Below are 18385 nucleotides of genomic sequence, written 5' to 3'. Positions count from 1 at the left end.
GAAAATGATAATTGATCTCATTTTTATTTAAGGGCAGAATACGCGCCATTGTATTAATTCTATAAATGAATTCGCTCTCTATATGAAATTTACTCATGTTTTTTTAGGGCTCATAATTACCTCTAGTTCTTGCTTTGCCGTTAATGACTTTAATTGGTTGAGAGATGACGCTCGTAAAGATGAGCGAGTTCTTACCTACCTAACAGAGCTGAACCGTAAGACTGAACAGCATCAAAAAAAATATCAGACGTTGACGCAAGATCTTCTCGCGCAGTGGGAAGCCATGGTGGCAGATAAAGGTGATAAACCATGGTCGATCGTAAATGGACGCGAATGGACGTTAACGCGTCGTGACGGTGGTTATGTGTTGCTATCACGTTCGAACCAGTATGCACAAGAGAACACAGTATTTGATTTCTCTGAACGTCAATCTGCATATCCGTATTATCAAGTAGGGCAGTGGCAAGTAAGCGGAGACACGTTGCTTTTTACTGAAGATATTGATGGCAGTGAGCAATATCGCGCCGTGGTTGTTGATTTACTCTCTGGCCAATCTACGGAGCTGGCAACGCACGTCGATAGCGGTGTATTGCTTTCACCTGATGGTAAGATGGCTTACCTCGTTTCGAAGGAAATGCGTACACAGCGACCTCATAAGATCCTACGCATCTCCACTGAATCTTTGGCTAAAACCGTTGTATGGCACGAATACAAATCAGATTGGTTACTTTCTTTCTACCGTGCGGCAGATAGCCGTTACGTGGTACTGCAAAGCAACAACGAGTCAACCACAGAGCAGAAGCTTGTTGATCTAGAAACGGGCACCGTAAGCGATTCACTAAGAGTGCCGGAAGCGGGCGTGGAATATTACGCGGATGTGGCGAAAGGGCGCGTTTACATCAACAGCAACCTTGAAGGTACATTTGCACTTTATCAAACCGATCTAGCACCTCTTAGCGCAACATGGCAACGCTTTACGACCCCTCGTGAACCGCTTGACCAGTTCTACCTTTATGATGCAGGAGTTGTGGCACTCAGTAAGCCGAACAACGTAGCGACATTGACGGTGTATTCATACCAAGGTCAGGAAAAAGTGATACTGCCATTGGAACAGGATGGCAATGTCGCTTGGTTGAGCACGTTGGGCGATTTTGAATCAAACAAGATTCGTATACGAAGCATGTCGATGACTACGCCTCCTCAGTGGGAAGAGTTCGATGTAAAAACGCTGACTAAAGCCTTGTATTCTCAAGATGCTTACCAAGATTTTGATAGTCAACGTTATGTCTCCCAACGCATTTTTATCAATCACGATGGTGTTTCTGTCCCGGTCTCTTTGGCGTATCGCAAAGACAAATTACACGCGAAATCACCCGTGATGATTTACGGTTATGGCGCATATGGTTTTACGATGAAACCGTACTTTATGCCTCAAGTCATAAGCTTGCTCGACCAAGGCGTGATTTACGCTATTGCCCATGTCCGTGGCGGTGGGTACTTTGGTGATGAATGGCACGAACAAGGCCGTGGTGTGCGAAAAGCCAATTCTATTGGTGATTTTGTCGCGTCCGCGAAGGCGCTGCAAACATTCGAACGTGGCAATAGAGAGGTTTTCGCCATCGGTTCTAGTGCTGGTGGCACGTTGGTGGCCGGAGCGGTTAATCAAGATCCTAAATTGTTTTCAGGTGTCGTACTCAAAGTGCCTTTTGTTGATGTGGTTGCAAGTATGTCGGATACCTCACTTCCTCTTACCACACAGCAGTATGGCGAATGGGGTAACCCAACCAAATCTGAGCAACTGGCGCTAATGAAAGCGTACGATCCAATTCTCAACATTCATAAAGACGCTTACCCACCCATGCTGGTTCAAGTCGGTTTGATCGATCAGCGCGTGCCTTACTGGGAAGGTGCCAAGTATCTCGCCAAGGTTTCCGCGCTAAGTGAGCGCGACGGGCCGTACTTGTTGCAGACCGATTTTAATTCGGGCCACCAAATGGACCCACGACAAGCGCAAGAACAACAAGCAAAAGAATACGCCTTTCTTTTATCACTAATTAAAACATCTAAAGCGGAGCAGTAAATGAAGCTTACCCCAGTGTCAGCGGCAGTACTTTCGGTACTAGCTGCCAGCCAAGTGCACGCCAAATCTGACGTTTTCTCTATGGAAGAGGTCGTGGTGACGGCGAATCGGATTGAACAACCAATGTCTGAACTAGCAGGCAGCGTCGCAGTTGTCACTAGCGAAGAGATTGAACAAAAGGGCGAAACAGAGCTTTATGATGCGCTGCGTCACGAACCTGGGGTAAGTGTGTCGGGTGGCGCTGGGCGTCCACAAAACATCACGATTCGAGGCATGACGGGTAACCGCATTATGATCATTCGTGACGGCATTCGCTCAGCAGACGGTTTTGGTGCGAATGACAGCAATGACAAAGTGGGCCGCGATACGTTTGATCTTTCTAATTTGGAATCATTAGAAGTAGTGAAAGGGGCGAGCTCCTCAGTCTTAGGTTCTGGTGCTATCGGTGGCGCTGTGATTCTAAAATCCAAACAGCCGGGCGAGTTTTTAAAAGATCGTGACTTTTATGTTGACGCCACGGGCACGTACACGGGGATTAGCAATAAATACAAAGGCGCGAGCAATCTGGCATTTCGTTCTGGCGACACGGAAAGCTTAGTCAACGCGGCGTATTGGCAAGGTGAAGAGACGCGTAACTTCAGCCAAGATTTGTACAACCGCGATTTGGATGGTTACAGCGCGTCATACGCCATCAATCATTTCTTCAATGATGAAGTGATGGTCAAAGCGCGTGCCGAACTTTATCGGCAAGACCAACAACGCCTGGAAGGTTCGCCATCTATACAGAAGGATGGCAAATGGCATATCGAAGACTTCGCAGAAGATGAATCGACAAAAGAGTACAGCGCTTATGTTGGTGCAGAGGTCACACCGATTAATCCAACTTGGTTCGAAGAGTTAGATACAAAGGTCTACTGGCGCCACACCGAAGTGGTGGAAGACACCAACCGTTTAATGCGCCAAGTTGACCACAATGGTTTGACTGTTAGACGTCGCGAGCTAGAACACAAAACCTTCATTGACGAAACAATTGGCTTCCGTGGTGATTTCACCAATACGATTTATGCTGCAAATGCTGAGCACCAATTGGCTTACGGTATCGAGCTTTCTACTGACTATTATGAACGCACAGATAGCGATTCCAAGATTGATTGGAACGGGGTAACGCCTTCGACCAAACAACCTTTCGCTCCTGCTCGTGCTTATAACATTGGTCTGTACGTTCGAGACATGGTGGAGCTGGATAAATGGACCATTACAGGCGGCCTGCGCTTTGATGCGCACCGTCTAACACCGGACGGTGAGGGTGAAGTGGGCGGCTTCCCATTAAAAGACATGGATAGCTCAGAGGTATCTCCAAGCCTATCGATTTCTCGTGAAGTGTTTGCCAATAACATCGCTTATGTATCTTATAACCACGGTTATCGTGCTCCGGAATACGACAAAGCGTATGGCTTCGTAAACCATGATTTTGTGCCGCTAACGCCGTTTGTCATTGCACCGAACATGGACCTAGAGGCTGAAACTTCGGACTCGTTTGAAATCGGTAACAAATTCGATAATGGCCACGCGCAACTTTACGTTTCTGCGTTTTACAACAAGTTCCAAAACTTCATCGATGTTGTTACCACAGGGCAAGATAACTTCGGTAACTACATCAAGCAATACCAAAATTTACACGGTGTTGAAACCTACGGCGCGGAGCTTTCTGGTGCGTATGCTTTCACATCGTCTTGGAAGCTAAGTACCAAGCTTGGTTATGTTGACGGAAAGGACGCCGAAGGCGAGTACGTTCGTAGCATCACACCTTTCGAGGGCAATGTTGGGCTGAACTATCAGCAGCAAGACTTTAATGCGTTCGTGACGTGGAACTGGGCTGGTTCGATGGATCGTGTGCCGAGTTGCCAAACGTCACTTGGACAAAAGACCGAGTGCGCACAAACAGATTCATGGAACACGTTCGATTTGGGGGCAAGTTACCAAATCACCAAAGATTTTCGTTTGAGTGCGACCATCATCAACCTGTTCGACAAAGAATACATTCGCTACCAAGACGTTGCTGGCATAGCAGATGAGAGCAAACGCTACTCAACGGAACCAGGTCGTTACTTTACGGTTAACGCGAAGTACATCTTTTAGTAGGAGCCCTGCATGAAACTCAAACTTTTGGCGCTTTCTCTTGCGTTGGCAGGCGTTCAAGTGACGAACGCTGCCGAGTGGGATTACCCTAGCGCGGCTATTACGGTCACGAACCAAGCCGAAGCGCTGCGCTATTTACAAGCCAATTACGCTAGCGCTGGCGAACTTAAGTTTCGCTATCAAACTCGTTCTCAGCTCGGAGATCATTACAACTTTGATGTGTGGGTCGATGGACAGTATCAACCGCAACGCACCATTGTGCTGTCGACTAACCAAGACAGCCAAGTTGAACGTATTTTCAAAAGCCTTGAAGATACGGTGATTCGTAATGGTGAGGCGATGCCAGCCGGAGAACTGGAACTGCCTGTTCGATTGGAAGTGACCGAGCCGCCAGCATTGAGCTCTGGTGAGTTAGTGACGGTTCCCGTCTCACTCTTTGATCCTGATTTACGTACAATGCAACAACAAGCTGCGCCTGATTCTGCTTGGAATTCGTTAGAGGATTATCCGCAGCCACTTCAATATGTTGAGAAGCAGATTCAAGTTTTGCAGTCCGGGGGCAAGTTCTACCTAGCCAACGAGCGCGTTAAACAGGTGGATGCACTTGCATTACTGTCTTCACCTGCGGTAGGTGCGGAGCCTGTGCGTGATACAAGCAGTATTTTGCCGCCTGAGGGGGTTCAATCTTTTGCGGATGTAAAAGCGATGCAAAGCGCTCAACTTGGCGACAATGCCTTTTTGCAGTTGATGGCGTTTTACCATCTTGATAGCTCACTGCAGTACTTATCGAGCTTGAGCTATGACTTATTTGAAGAGCCGCTTCGTTTTGATGGGCGTGGTTTAGCGCTCGACAACTCTTCTTACTACACAGGTTCGCGTGCGCTGATGTTAGGCGTTGGCGGAGTATCTCCAGATGCTGCAGATGCAGATGTGATTTTGCACGAGCTAGGACACGGTATTCACTATCAAATCGTTCCTGATTGGGCGTATGGACATACTGGCGCGATTGGAGAAGGTGTTGGTGATTACTGGGCGGGCAGCGCGAGCTACCGAACACAGTATTTAGATGCAGCTCGCCGTGGCCAAGAATTCGAGTTAGATACGGTGTTCAACTGGGACGGTATGTTCGGAACACGCAAAACAACTCGTAGCTTATGGAACCAAAGAGCGCGTTACTTCGAGAGCTCAGAGTATCCAGCGCACGTTAGTGTGGGCGGTGAACTAGGCGATGAGCTGTGGTCAACGCCATTGTTCCAAGCGCTTAAAGCATCGATTGAACGATACGGTGATGACACCGATAGCGTGTTCCGCGAGTTTGACGCCATTGTTCTTGAAGGCATGTACGGTATTGGTCGTGGTGTAAAAATGCATGATTTGGCGGAGTCAACCGTGTTTGCCGCACGCACTTTGTTCCCAAATAAAGACTATGCCCAATTTCTGACGGACAGCTTCAACAAACACAACTTGCTTAAAGCGCCTTTTCGCGTTCGCTATGACGCTCGATACATCGCACAAGGTCAAGACGTGGGAGTGAGCCTGAGCCAAACTGGCCGCGAAGCGAGCATCAAAGGGCAATGGCAGCTAAATAACGCATCCGTTTTTGACTTTGATGAAACGCTTTCTGACTCGACCTCAATGAAGGTGGCGTTACCAAGCGGTCTGACATGTGGCACGCAATTCGATTCCTCTATTTCATTGGATTACCAATTTGCTGAAGGCTTAAAGACTCACCAGTGGAGTGAAAAGTTGATGCTGGTTAATGGTACGCCAGAGCTCGATATCCAGCCTCAACCAGTGAACTCCGCTTTGCCGGAGCAGGGTGACAGATTGTTCTCTCAGACGCTATCGGACAAGTCACGCACGATTGATGATTCGTTTGCGGTTTACCTGAACATCGAACATGACTCACTGCAGGATCTGCAAGTGACGCTTGTGTCTCCACAAGGTAAATCGGTTGTGCTACTTAGCCATCAATCAAGCAATACCAATGGGTTTAAAGGTTACTTCACCGCTCAGTATGACGAGGAGTTACAAGCACTTGTCGGTCAACCGAGTTGGGGTACTTGGCGTCTCGAAGTATCTGATCGCGTGTTAGGGAACTCTGGGGTGTTGAAAGAGTGGGGTGTTAGTCACTTTGCTCAGTATCAGTGTAGTGCTGATACCACTAAAGAAAGCAGTGGTGGTTCAGGTGGCAGTGGTTCGCCTTGGACCTTGGTAGGACTTTTCCTGCTTTCAATGGTGAGAGTGATTCGTTCTCGTTAATTAAAATCTAAAGAAGACAAAATTTATGAAGTTTCAATATTCTTTCGTTGCTATGTCACTAGCCCTAGCTGGTTGTGGCGGTGGTTCTGGTGGTGACACGTCAACACCGACCTATAATGTAGCTGGCACCATCGTTTCTGCAGGTACACTTCTTGATACGCCAGTATGTATCGATTTAAACCAGAACTACGTTTGTGATACTACTGAACCGAGTGCTAAAACGGATAATGCTGGTAAGTTCTCCCTGACGTCAAGCGACAAGAACATTTTGACTAGCACGATTCTTGCTCAAGTTGATCAAGGCTCAAACCAAACGTTGCGTCTTGCGGCTCCAGGCCAAAACTTAGCAACGGGTAACACGGTCAATGGTGTAACAACGTTGCTAGCAGGTCTTGTAATTGATGGTAAAACCGTTGCTCAAGCTGAAGATATTGTTAAAGCGCAACTCACGGATGCCGGCGTTTCTCTATCTGGTACGGTAATGTCTAACGCAGAAGCCAGCGAGCTAGACAAGCTAGAGCAAAACACGGTTGCGCTATTAGCTGCGATGCAACCACAACAAATGACCAAAGGCGTAGCGCTGCTTGCTCAAAGTCTTAGCTTTCAAGGTAAATCGCTAGCCTCTGATCTTTTGTCTGAAGCGGAAGTGAGTGCATTTGCTGAAGAAATTGCAGCAGTTGCTGAACAAACGGTTGGCAGCAACGATACGGGGGCCGTTCTTCATTTTGCTGATGGCGCTGCAGACGTTGCAGAGGTTCAAGCTTCTTACCCTGGTCAAGATGCGGAATACGGCTTCGACAAACAGGACAAGCAAACGTCGACAGGCGCGGGCTTTAAGTTCGTTAAGCTAGATTCACAAGGCGCTGCTTTAGCTGCAGATGCCACTGAGTGGGCTTGCACTTTGGATGAGCGTACTGGTCTTGTTTGGGAAAACAAGAGTGCGGATGCGAGCTCTATTCAATTTAAAGACCGCCTATTTGCGTTTGAGTCTGAAACATTTAAGCCATTTAGCAAAGATGTAGATCTTGCGGGCTGTAAAGAGGTGGGCGATGAAATTTGTACTACGAGCCAATACGTTGAGTACATAAACAAACAATCGTTATGTGGAATCACTGGTTGGCGCCTGCCTACTTACCGTGAAACTTATGACTTACTAGATTTCGGTGAAAAGACACTATTTGCGCCGAGCACAGAATATGAACCGAACAATGTGTATGGTTTTAATGTCAAATACTTCCCACAGCAAACTTTAGGCAGCCCTTATTTAGAAAAAGGTGCGTTTTGGCATGATGGTTTTAGGTTTACGGAAACATCATCACAGCTCATGGATGGTGAGATTTATTTCCCCGCAATTGTCTCTCGGGGCGCAGATAGAGGGGCCACTTCATTCGTTGAGATTCGCTCAAGCAGTACAAGTGAAGATGCCTATGATTCCTACCAATTCCCAATCCGTCTAGTAGCAGTTAAGGGACAATAAGATGAAGAAACTAATGACCGCGCTATCTCTTGTGTTGGCTTCTCAAGTAGCAATGGCAGCACAAGAGTGTTCGACTGAGTTTGCTAAAACAGCACCTAATACACGTTACACTTATTCAGATAAGGGAACTGTAACTGACTTAAAAACAGGTCTTACATGGATGCGCTGTCCAGTCGGTATGACATGGAATGCAGCAAACGAAGAATGCACCGGAACGCGAGCTACGATGTCATGGCAATTCGCGCTGTCTACGGCCCAACAAATTCGTAATCCGTCCGGTAACCACCCTCTACACAACTTTGCTGGCAAAAAGAATTGGCGACTAGCAAACATTAAAGAGTTGGTATCGTTAACGGAGCAAGCTTGCTATAGCCCAGCGATGAATGGTACAGGCTTTGCGAGCGGTTATACACTGACAGACAAGGACGATATTTTAGGACGTAATATCTGGAGTAACACACCTAATGGTGACGGTAAGCATGTTGCTACTCTTGATACGACTAATGGTGAGGTTTTCAATAGAGATCCATTAGACTCAAGTTTCAAAAGCTCTCTCTTGTTAGTGACAGATGAATAATACTTATTACGTTAATAAAGATTGATAGCTTTGCCTTTATAAAAAGCTCCGCCAGTGCGGAGCTTTTTTCTTTTCTAACCTTTGGCACTTATCGTGTTGAGCAGAATGTTTAAACTTGGAACTGCTTAAGTTGGTGCTTTTGGTTTTCCGCTAAGCCTGAAAGCTCTTGAGCGGCAGAGGCGGACTGCGTAATGCCAGTCACGTTCTGGCTCACTAGTTCATAGATGTTCGTTAAGTTGTTGTTGATATCAGCCGTGACCTGTTTCTGCTCTTCTGATGCGGTCGCCACTTGAGTGTTGATTGAGTTCAGATCGGCGATAGCGTTACTGATATTAGCAAGTGATTGGCTAACTTCTTGTGCCAGAGCTTGGTTGTCTGACAACATGGCTAAGCTAGAGTGCATGCTTTCATTCGCGTGACCAGATTGCTGCTGAAGCTCTTCGATGATGGTTTGGATCTCTTTCGTCGATTCCTGAGTTCGCGCCGCTAACATACGTACTTCATCGGCGACTACCGCAAAGCCTCGGCCACTTTCGCCCGCTCGTGCAGCCTCGATCGCTGCATTCAGTGCAAGCAAATTGGTTTGCTCAGAAATGCCTTCAATCACTTCGATCACGCGACCAATGTGTTCTGATTGATCTTTCAGCGATGTCACGACGGCTGCGGCTTCGTTGAGTTGTTCTGCCATTTTTTCGCTTGCGCGAGTGCTTTCCTCAAACATGCTCAGACTTTGTGAGGTAAGCATGCGTGCTTGATTTGATGCGCTATCGGCTTCTTGTGCATTGGTCGACACTTCAGCTGCAGTCGATTCTAGTTGGTTGATTGCCGAAGCCACTTGCTCAACTTCTTGCTTTTCTTGATCTGAGTTAACGCTGCTTTGAGTCATAACAGTCGCTAACTCGGTCGATGCTGATGCCACATCTTCACTAATTCGAACTAATGCACTCACGGTTTCACGCAGTTTGTCGATGGTTTGGTTTACATCCTGAGCCAGTTGCGACACTTCGTTTTTTCCGATGGCTTCGGCTTTAACCAATAGATTTCCCTTCGCGACTTCTTGCATGGTTCCTTGAAGGTTACGAATCGGTGCAACGATATAGCTGGCTAGTATCCAACTAATAAGCGAAGCAGCACTCAAGATCACCGCAAGTGAAACCGCACTGTAAGTGAGCGTGGTTGAATGCTGTTCGCCATTCGCTTCCACTTCATCGGTGACGATTTGATTCAATTGTTTAGACAGGTTGTCGATGGCGTTGATCATTGCTTCGCCAGCCAATCGATATTCTGCCATCGCAGATTCGTACTTTTGATTGAAATCGGATGTGGTGTAGCCAGAAGAGTGTTTGGTGGTGAGCAGAGGTGTCATGGTGACGCGCGTGAAATCAACATAGTGATCCATGGCTTTGCGCATAGTATTCACTTCGGTTTGAACGCCTGGGAGGCTATCGATGGAATTCAGAAAATCGCGGTTTTTGTTTTGTCGTTCAGACAGTTCTTGGTTGAGAGATTGGACATCTTCGGCTCTAAATAGACTGTAAATGGTTTTGATGCGCATGGCGTAGGTGTTGTCTACGATGGCGCTGAGTTCCTCTTTATGAATGATCAGCTTGTTGGTGGAAGTGGAAACCTTATTGAATGCTTGGTCGAGCTTGCCGATTCCGACGCTCAATCCAATGACGAGTAATACAACGGTGAATAGAACAGGCAAAAAGACCTGAAGTTTAATAGAAAGCGTACTAAGAAATTGACGCATGATTGACCCTCTATCGGTTTGATTATTATCTTTTTTATAAATAAGCATCTCGATTTTAATTGCCACATTCGTCAAATCAATGACTTACTCATATCCAATTGTTATGAAATGTACCAAAATCGATGGAGTTATCATTTTGAACGCGCGGCAATTTATAAAAGCGCTAAGCTAAAAACGGTAGAGGGATCAGTCGCGGAATTAATATACAGAAATGACAACGTGTCATAGAGGGTTCAACTAAGTGAAACACAACTGTCATATTCAAATTCTAAAGTGAGCACCGTTCAAGTGAAACACAACGGCAATAAAGCCACTTAAGGAAATTGTGATGAAAAAGACAGTAATCGGTGCAATCGCACTTCTAGGCGCAATGGCAGTGACTCCTGTTTCTGCTAAAGAAACTATCTCTGCAGTGGGTTCTAGCAGCGTAACTCCACTGATGGAAGTTTTCTCTGAAACGTACATGAAGAAGAACCCTAACGTATTTATCGAAGTTCAAGGCCCTGGTTCTTCAGCTGGTGTTAAAGCAGCAAAAAATGGTTCAGCAGACCTTGGTATGTCTTCTCGTAATCTAAAAGACTCTGAAAAAGAATCAACACTAATCGAAGAAGTGGTTGCTCGTGATGGTATCGCAGTGGTTGTTAACCCACAAAACAAACTGCCTGGCCTAACAGCAGAGCAAGTGACTGCAATCTACAAAGGCGAAGTATCAAACTGGAAAGAAGTCGGTGGTGCAGACAAGCCAATCGTAGCAATTACTCGTGACACGGCTTCAGGTACTCGTGGCGCATTTGAAGACATCATGTCTCTTAAAATGAAGATTTCTGGTAAGAAGGTATCAGCTATCTCTCAACGTGCTCAAGTTGCAAACGGTAACGGCGCACTAAAAACAATGGTTGCATCTAACCCATACGCAATCGGCTACATTTCTCTTGGTACTGTAGACAACACTGTTAATGCTCTAGCAATCGACGGCGTTGATGCAACGGTAGCTAACGTGAAAAACGGTTCTTACAAAGTAGCTCGTCCATTCCTTGTGCTTTACAAAGAAGGCAAGCCATCAGCTGAAACGCAAAAATTCCTAGACTGGATGCTAACTGAAGATGCGCAAAAGCTAGTTGACCAAAACGGTTACATCTCAGTTAACTAATTCTATCGGGACTCTTAAGTTTGCTCAGCCCACCATTTAGGGCTGAGCCTTTTCTATCCATAGTGTTCACCGGCAAAACGCCCAGAACCGTGAGATTTTTTAAATGACCATCGCAACAAATAGTGAAAAGCTTATGAATACTGACGCTAAAGCTATCAGCAAGCCCGGCCTGCGCGAGAAACGTCGCGTAGACTGGAAAGAGCGTATCTTCCACGGCTTGTTCCTAACCAGTGCCGTTATCGGCATCGTCTCATTAGCCGTTATTGCTTACTTTATTGTTCGAGAAAGTATCCCGGCATTCCAAGAAGCTGGTGTATCGGGCATCGTTCTTGGACAAAACTGGCTGCCGCCTGCACTTTACGGTGTTGCGACAATGATTGTTGCATCTATTGTATCGACGGCAGGTGCGGTAATCGTCGGTGTGCCAATTGGTGTGCTGACGGCTATCTTTATTGCCGAAATTGCACCAAAGCGTCTTGCGGATATTATTCGTCCTGCAGTTGAGCTTTTGGCAGGTATCCCGTCTGTGGTTTATGGTTTCTTTGGTTTGGTCATCATCGTACCGCTGATTCAAAACATCTTTAATGTCCCTGCGGGTAACACGATTTTGGCAGGTATCATCGTGCTTGGTGTGATGATTCTACCGACCGTAATCACGGTATCTGAAACGTCTATTCGAGCTGTGCCTCGTGCATACAAAGAAGGCTCTTTGGCACTTGGCGCTTCGAAAATCTACACAATCTTCAAATTGCTCGTTCCAGCGGCTCGTTCAGGGATCATGACGGGTGTGATTTTGGGTATTGGCCGTGCTCTAGGTGAGACAATGGCGATCATCATGGTGATGGGTAATGCACCTGCTATGCCAGAAGGCATCCTAGATTCGGCACGTACGCTAACCGCAAACATCGCGATTGAAATGTCTTACGCAAGCGGTATTCACGCCAACGCTCTTTACGCCACCGGTGTTGTACTTCTGGTCTTCATCATGTCGTTGAACGCTGTACTTCTTTACCTAAACCGAGAAAAAGCGAAGTAATCGCTCGTTAAAGGTGACTATTATGGATCGCGCAAAACTAAAACAAGCTCGCCAGTTCAAAGATAACGTCTTTAACGCTTTGGTTTGGATTTCGGCAGCACTAACGGTAGGTTTTTTGTTCTGGATTATCTGGTACATCCTATCAAATGGTCTACAACACGTAGATTGGAACTTCATTACTGATAACTACACACGTACTGGTGAAGAGCACGGTATCTTCCCGATGATCGTCTCGACCATCTACATGGTTATCGCATCCATCGCGGTAGCGGCGCCACTGGGTATCATGACGGCAATCTACTTAACCGAATACGCGAAAGTCGGTAGCCGATTGGTAAAGATTATCCGATTCTGTACTGAGTCGTTGGCGGGTATCCCATCGATCATCTTCGGTCTATTCGGTATGACGTTCTTCGTGGCAATTCTTGGCCTGGGCTTCTCGATTCTGTCGGGTGCACTGACTCTAAGTATTCTTATTCTGCCAGTGATCATCCGTACTACGGAAGAAGCACTAATGGCAGTGCCTCAAACGTATCGTGAAGGCTCTTACGGCCTTGGCGCTTCGAAAATTTACACTATCTGGCGTTTGATTCTTCCGAGCGCAATGCCAGGTATCTTAACCTCGGTCATTCTAAGTATTGGTCGTGTCATTGGTGAGTCTGCTCCTGTATTTCTGACAGCAGGCATGGTTGCTCGTATTCCAGATTCTCTGTTGGACTCCGGTCGTACATTAACCGTTCACCTATACAAACTGACTACCGAACTGTTTACCGTTGAAGAATGGAATCAGGCTTACGGTACCGCAACAGTGCTTATCGTGGTTGTTCTTCTGATCAACATGGTAACGAAACTGATTGCTAGACGTTTTAACACCGCAACTTACTAACAACACTAATTAAGAACGCACGTTAAAAGACACGAATTCAAGATTTAAGAGATTAAGAAAATGAACAAATTTGATATTGAAAACCTAGACTTATTCTACGGTGAAAACCAAGCACTGAAATCGATCAACCTACCAATTCCAGTTCGCCAAGTAACGGCGCTTATCGGTCCGTCAGGTTGTGGTAAATCAACGCTTCTACGTTGTTTGAACCGCATGAACGATCTAATCGAAGGCGTGAAAATAACGGGTAAATTGGCGATGGACGGCGAAGACATTTACGGCAACATTGATGTCGCGGATCTTCGCATCAAGGTTGGCATGGTGTTCCAGAAGCCAAACCCATTCCCGATGAGCATCTACGAAAACGTGGCTTACGGCCTACGTGCTCAAGGTATCAAAGACAAGAAACACATTGACGAAGTGGTAGAGCGTTCACTACGCGGCGCAGCACTTTGGGACGAAGTGAAAGATCGTCTGAAGTCACACGCATTTGGTCTATCGGGTGGTCAGCAACAGCGTCTGTGTATCGCTCGTACGATCGCGATGGAGCCGGATGTGATTCTGATGGATGAACCAACGTCGGCACTTGACCCAATTGCGACACATAAAATCGAAGAATTGATGGAAGAGCTAAAGAAGAACTACACCATCGTTATCGTGACCCACTCAATGCAACAAGCGCGTCGTATCTCTGACCGCACTGCGTTTTTCCTAATGGGTGAACTGGTTGAGCATAACGATACTCAAGTGATCTTCAGCAACCCTCAAGATGACCGTACTCAAGGCTACGTAAATGGTGATTTCGGTTAATTCGCCATATTTACAAGCATAACTAAATAACTATAAGCGATGGTAACTTTGCCCCTCTTTTTGAGGGGCCTTTTTCTTTTCAAGCTGCAGATTTATAACACCAACCTATACCAATAATTCTTGCAAGGAAGCACAAATATCCCCCCTTTTTATAGAACATGTAACTTATGTGAAATACGGTTATAAAAGTGCTGAAGAGCTCTCGAATGTGAAACTAAGTCTGATAATTTTGCGAATGACTTAACAGCTCAAATTTGATTGTATTGATTGCATATGATGGCCTAAGTAGTTTTTTATCGAGAATAAAAAAGTAGATTAGGTTGGTAGGGTGAGTTTAAGAAGTTTTACAAGAAAAGTATCTTCAACGAGGGATCATCGCTTATTAGCGGAGGCGATATTTGATCATTTAGAGAGTTTGTTCTCCCCTCAAGCCTTAGCCATTTTTGAAGATCCTTCAATCAATCCCCGTTATTCTGTGAGTTTCTCTCGCGGGGAGCTTTACCCAATCCAAAGCTATCCTGACAGCTTCTGGGAGTGGGCGAGTCAGTTTGACACTTCTGAAAGCATCATTCCTCTGGCGATCAATACTTGTAACTGGAATCACACCCAAGATTTAGGTGGAGATAGTTACATAATGATGCTCGATAACACGCCTATCAAACGCACCTACCTACTGATTCAGTCTGTTCATGCTCGCACGGCACACAATATCTATGAAGAAAGCTATGATGCAATGCAGCTTGCAGCGGCGCGTTGGCAGTGCATTCGCGCCGAGAAAAATGCGTCGCAAGAGATGAGACACAGAGACATTCGTGAAGCGCAATATGTCGATGAAATTAACCAACGCGAGCGCTTTATCGAGAACATGAAGTTAGTTCAGCAAGTTGCTCTCGAGATCTCCAACCCTGATTCCTTAAAAGATTTGTATTACAAAGCCGTCGAAGCGCTACGTCAACGGTTGGGGTTTGATCGCTCCACACTGATGCTTTTGGACATGAAAAAGCGTAGTTTCAGTGGAACGTACGGCACGGATGAATCAGGCATCACCATTGATGAGTTTCACACGCAATACGATTTACACCAACTGAGCGAAGAATACATCGCTGCGCTGTCAAGCCTTGAGAGCAACCTAGTGATCGTGGAAGATGCGCCGATATACACAGCTGGTAAAGTGGTTGGGCAGGGGTGGAACGCGATGTTGATTCTACGTGATGGCAATGAGCCATTTGGTTGGTTCGCGCTTGATAACTTTATTCATCGCAAGCCGATAACAGCGTATCAAAAACAGATGTTGGACTCGTTTGGCTCCCTTTTCTCACAAATTTACATTCGAAAGCGCCAAGAGCAGAACGTGCGTATGTTGCATTCAAGCATGGTTGAGCTATCACGCTGTACAACCGTCAGTGATGTATGTAAATCGGCCGTCACTTTTGCCATCAAAAATCTTGGTATTGATCGGATGGCGGTGTTTTTGACCGATGAAAACTGCTCATACATGCAAGGTACTTGGGGGACTGACATTCAAGGCAATGTAGTGGATGAGTCTTATTTCTTTGGTGAGACACAAGACTTTTCGTTGATCAATTTAGCTCGCGCCGTACCTAGTGAAGTTGCATTTGAGGAATCCGTTCCTATTTATCATGACTGTAATATTGTCGGCTTTGGCTGGGCTGCGATGACGGTTTTGACTTCGAATAGCAGCGGGCCCATCGCCTTTATTGCCGTTGATAACTTATTGACGCGCGCGCCGCTGACTTCTCAGCTACGTGAAGTGATTCGTATGTTCGCTTCCAGTCTAGCGGAGGTTTTGCAGCGCACTCAAGCGCAAGAGGCGATTCGCGGATTAAACGAAAACCTGGAGTTAGAAGTACAGAACCGAACCAAAGAGTTGGAAGAAGCCAACCGACAGCTTGAGGTGCTTTCTAAACTTGACCCTCTGACACGTCTTGGCAATCGCCGTATGTTAGAACATGTGATGCAGAAATATTGCGCGCTAGAGTGTGAGGAAGCGATGTTCTTTGGTCTTATCCTGATTGATATTGATCACTTTGGCTTGTTTAACAATCACTATGGCCATCTCGAAGGGGATATCGCACTAATGCGCGTGGGTCATATCTTGGATCATCATACCAAAGGTGAAGACGAGGTTTTCTGTCGCATTGGTGGAGAAGAGTTTGTGTTACTAATGATCGGCTCTGATCAAGAGGCGGTAAAGCAGAGAGCGGAACGTATTCGTCAATGCATTGAAGATGAAGGCATCAAACACCAACACAACCCAGAAGGGGAGTTGCTCACTGTGTCAGTCGGTTATTCTTGCTACAAAACGAAAGGCAAAGACTTTAATTTCGACCATCTGTACCAGTTGTCGGATAAGGCTCTCTATCAAGCGAAGAGCCATGGTCGAAATTGCGTAAGGCGATATGAGTACGAGCATCAAGCTTTTGTTGAATAAGTGATGCTCATAACATCAAAGTTACTGAGACAATTTGGTTGATTTTTAGATAAAACTGTTAAAGTGTGTTTGGTCGCACAAGAAAAATGGCAGCTCTCGTGAGCTGCCATTTTGCTTTATAGTTTTTCTAGCTGGTGGTCGGTTTTCGTTACGTTTGCTTTGCTAAGGTTTTGAATTTTTGCCAGTAGCGAGTCTGGACGCCAAGGTTGTTGATTGGCACTAAAACGCGCTTGGTTCATAGCATCAAGTTCTTGTTTTACGGCTTGCGCATCACTAGGGCTTAATCTGTCTCGGTGAGTGTTTAGATACTCGTTTACTGAGCGTTCAATTTTAGCAGCGTCCCCTTCATTGATGACTTTTTTCAACGCATCAACGCAAAGAGGTTGCTCGGTATTCGAAACCGTTTTACTCGCCGTCATAGGACGCTTCTTCCATGCCCAAATCGCGATTCCTAACGTCGCCACCCAAAGCCCAGCGAAAACAAAGGTCAGGGTTTTCCAGAGACTGCTCACTCCACCGTTTGGTTCGGGACTGATGGCTGACTCAGGTGGTGTTGGCAGAGGCGATTCCGGCAACGTGATAAGCCCGGTGTCACTTTGCTCTATTTCTAATTGTAGCTCTGGTAACGTCGCTTTTTTCGCTTCATCATTTTGGCTGTCCCACCAGTTCAAATGGTATCCCGGCAAGGTATATGACCCAGCCTCAGTGGGGATAATGACTTGCTTCACTGTCATGATAACGGTGCCATCTCTCGCGCTGTCGAATTGAGGCTGTTCTGGGTAGACCCGCAGCGAACTTGGATAATCAATACTTACTCGTGGAAGGTATTCGGCTTGTGTTCCGCGAGCTTTAATTTGAATGGTTCGAGTGAGTGAAGAGCCCTGTTTGACAGTGTTGAGCGCATTAACCGACAGAGGATTACCTTGATCGTCTTGCCAGCTCTGCGTCATTTCTAACGCTGAAGCTGGAAGCCATTCCCCTTCAAATTCGCTTGGAATTGGTTTTACCTCGATAGGCATTTGCTCAGCTTTGGTGTTGATTGGCATGATCTTGGTAGAGCCCGTCAAGCTGTCGCCATAAATGTAAGAGCCTGTCAGTCTAGGACCTATCAAGGTGTAAGTACCCGGCTGATTCGCCGTTAAGCGAAACGACTGTTCAATGACCGCTACTTCTAATCCATTTAAGATCTTTTGTCCCTGCTGTAAGCCACCAATCGCTTCAAGCTTCATGCCTTCAATCTGTGGAGGCACAATTTGTGGGTTATCAAGACGGCGGGTATCTGCTTTGATCAAAAGCTGCATACGTAATGTCGCAGATTGTTGAGGGTACAGCGTGCTGTTGTCGACACTGATATTAAAGCTAAATAGGTCATCGAGATTGGGTTCAGCTTGGCTTGCGGTGACACGAAGCTTTATTGGCTCCGTTCTCATACCATCTGCGGAAAAGCTCGGAATAGTCAGAACACCTTCTTTCATCGGCGCAATCGAGATACTCCACTCAGTACGTACAGATTTTCTTCCGTTAATGTTATTGCTGGAGCGCCCATAACGAGGTTGACCCAAGAAAAAGTCGTTCTCAAGTACATTAAAGTCAATTGCATCTGAGCCGAGCTCAGTATCTGCCATGATTCTGAGGTTGATCACTTCATTCTTAGCAACTTGTGTTTTATTGACGCTTGCTTGAAGCGTCTGTGCCATCACCGAGAAGCTGGATAATAGGCTGGCCACAAGAATAAAGATCAGTTGTACGCCTTTGTTCATCAC

At 46.2% G+C, this 18385-nt stretch carries 12 protein-coding genes; 10 read left to right on the top strand and 2 right to left on the bottom strand.

Annotated elements, in window-relative coordinates; all coding sequences use genetic code 11:
• Positions 1–82: 82 nt before the first annotated feature.
• From L3V27_RS06155 to L3V27_RS06135, 5 genes are read left to right on the top strand one after another with little or no spacing between them, the layout of a single operon-like run.
• Entirely contained in the window at positions 83–2080 is a 1998-nt protein-coding gene (locus L3V27_RS06155) for a prolyl oligopeptidase family serine peptidase (RefSeq protein ID WP_237311310.1), read from the top strand.
• Complete coding sequence (locus L3V27_RS06150; RefSeq protein ID WP_237311309.1) at positions 2081–4219, top strand: TonB-dependent hemoglobin/transferrin/lactoferrin family receptor; 2139 nt, start codon at positions 2081–2083, stop codon at positions 4217–4219.
• Positions 4220–4231: 12 nt separating this feature from the next.
• On the top strand, positions 4232–6481 hold the full coding sequence (locus tag L3V27_RS06145) for a proprotein convertase P-domain-containing protein (RefSeq protein ID WP_237311308.1): 2250 nt from the start codon (positions 4232–4234) through the stop codon (positions 6479–6481).
• A gap of 25 nt (positions 6482–6506) precedes the next feature.
• Positions 6507–7958 carry a DUF1566 domain-containing protein gene (locus tag L3V27_RS06140; protein ID WP_237311307.1) on the top strand — a complete coding sequence of 484 codons (1452 nt, stop codon included), beginning with the start codon at positions 6507–6509 and terminating at the stop codon, positions 7956–7958.
• 1 nt (position 7959) lies between these two features.
• Positions 7960–8535 carry a DUF1566 domain-containing protein gene (locus tag L3V27_RS06135; protein WP_053808314.1) on the top strand — a complete coding sequence of 192 codons (576 nt, stop codon included), beginning with the start codon at positions 7960–7962 and terminating at the stop codon, positions 8533–8535.
• A 109-nt stretch (positions 8536–8644) separates the two neighbouring features.
• On the opposite strand, the gene L3V27_RS06130 is transcribed toward L3V27_RS06135, so the two are convergent.
• Entirely contained in the window at positions 8645–10288 is a 1644-nt protein-coding gene (locus L3V27_RS06130) for a methyl-accepting chemotaxis protein (RefSeq protein WP_237311306.1), read from the bottom strand.
• 328 nt (positions 10289–10616) lie between these two features.
• Between L3V27_RS06130 and L3V27_RS06125 the strand changes: the two genes are divergently transcribed.
• The 5 genes from L3V27_RS06125 (at position 10617) to L3V27_RS06105 (ending at position 16622) form a co-directional block, all read left to right on the top strand.
• The gene (locus tag L3V27_RS06125; protein ID WP_006741922.1) at positions 10617–11438 is read left to right on the top strand and encodes a phosphate ABC transporter substrate-binding protein; all 822 of its coding nucleotides are present in this window, start codon (positions 10617–10619) and stop codon (positions 11436–11438) included.
• A 103-nt stretch (positions 11439–11541) separates the two neighbouring features.
• Complete coding sequence (pstC, locus tag L3V27_RS06120; protein WP_006741921.1) at positions 11542–12474, top strand: phosphate ABC transporter permease subunit PstC; 933 nt, start codon at positions 11542–11544, stop codon at positions 12472–12474.
• Positions 12475–12496: 22 nt separating this feature from the next.
• Positions 12497–13360 carry a phosphate ABC transporter permease PstA gene (gene pstA / locus L3V27_RS06115; protein WP_005397882.1) on the top strand — a complete coding sequence of 288 codons (864 nt, stop codon included), beginning with the start codon at positions 12497–12499 and terminating at the stop codon, positions 13358–13360.
• Between the two features lie 60 nt (positions 13361–13420).
• The gene (gene pstB, locus L3V27_RS06110; protein ID WP_005397884.1) at positions 13421–14170 is read left to right on the top strand and encodes a phosphate ABC transporter ATP-binding protein PstB; all 750 of its coding nucleotides are present in this window, start codon (positions 13421–13423) and stop codon (positions 14168–14170) included.
• 328 nt (positions 14171–14498) lie between these two features.
• The gene (locus L3V27_RS06105; protein WP_134646046.1) at positions 14499–16622 is read left to right on the top strand and encodes a GGDEF domain-containing protein; all 2124 of its coding nucleotides are present in this window, start codon (positions 14499–14501) and stop codon (positions 16620–16622) included.
• Positions 16623–16738: 116 nt separating this feature from the next.
• Here L3V27_RS06105 and L3V27_RS06100 read toward each other — a convergent pair whose 3' ends face one another.
• Complete coding sequence (locus tag L3V27_RS06100) at positions 16739–18385, bottom strand: BatD family protein (RefSeq protein WP_237311304.1); 1647 nt, start codon at positions 18383–18385, stop codon at positions 16739–16741.

This window comes from Vibrio sp. J2-3(2022) (assembly GCF_021725735.1).
GTDB lineage: Bacteria > Pseudomonadota > Gammaproteobacteria > Enterobacterales > Vibrionaceae > Vibrio > Vibrio diabolicus.
Note: the sequence above shows the minus strand (reverse complement) of the source record. Positions and strands in the feature narration are given on the sequence as shown.

What these genes read in the sequence shown, in the direction of transcription:
- L3V27_RS06155 (WP_237311310.1), top strand. Translation starts at nt 83, where the DNA reads ATGAAATTTACTCATGTTTTTTTAGGGCTCATAATTACCTCTAGTTCT.
- L3V27_RS06150 (WP_237311309.1), top strand. Translation starts at nt 2,081, where the DNA reads ATGAAGCTTACCCCAGTGTCAGCGGCAGTACTTTCGGTACTAGCTGCC.
- L3V27_RS06145 (WP_237311308.1), top strand. Translation starts at nt 4,232, where the DNA reads ATGAAACTCAAACTTTTGGCGCTTTCTCTTGCGTTGGCAGGCGTTCAA.
- L3V27_RS06140 (WP_237311307.1), top strand. Translation starts at nt 6,507, where the DNA reads ATGAAGTTTCAATATTCTTTCGTTGCTATGTCACTAGCCCTAGCTGGT.
- L3V27_RS06135 (WP_053808314.1), top strand. Translation starts at nt 7,960, where the DNA reads ATGAAGAAACTAATGACCGCGCTATCTCTTGTGTTGGCTTCTCAAGTA.
- L3V27_RS06130 (WP_237311306.1), bottom strand. Translation starts at nt 10,288, where the DNA reads ATGCGTCAATTTCTTAGTACGCTTTCTATTAAACTTCAGGTCTTTTTG.
- L3V27_RS06125 (WP_006741922.1), top strand. Translation starts at nt 10,617, where the DNA reads ATGAAAAAGACAGTAATCGGTGCAATCGCACTTCTAGGCGCAATGGCA.
- pstC (WP_006741921.1), top strand. Translation starts at nt 11,542, where the DNA reads ATGACCATCGCAACAAATAGTGAAAAGCTTATGAATACTGACGCTAAA.
- pstA (WP_005397882.1), top strand. Translation starts at nt 12,497, where the DNA reads ATGGATCGCGCAAAACTAAAACAAGCTCGCCAGTTCAAAGATAACGTC.
- pstB (WP_005397884.1), top strand. Translation starts at nt 13,421, where the DNA reads ATGAACAAATTTGATATTGAAAACCTAGACTTATTCTACGGTGAAAAC.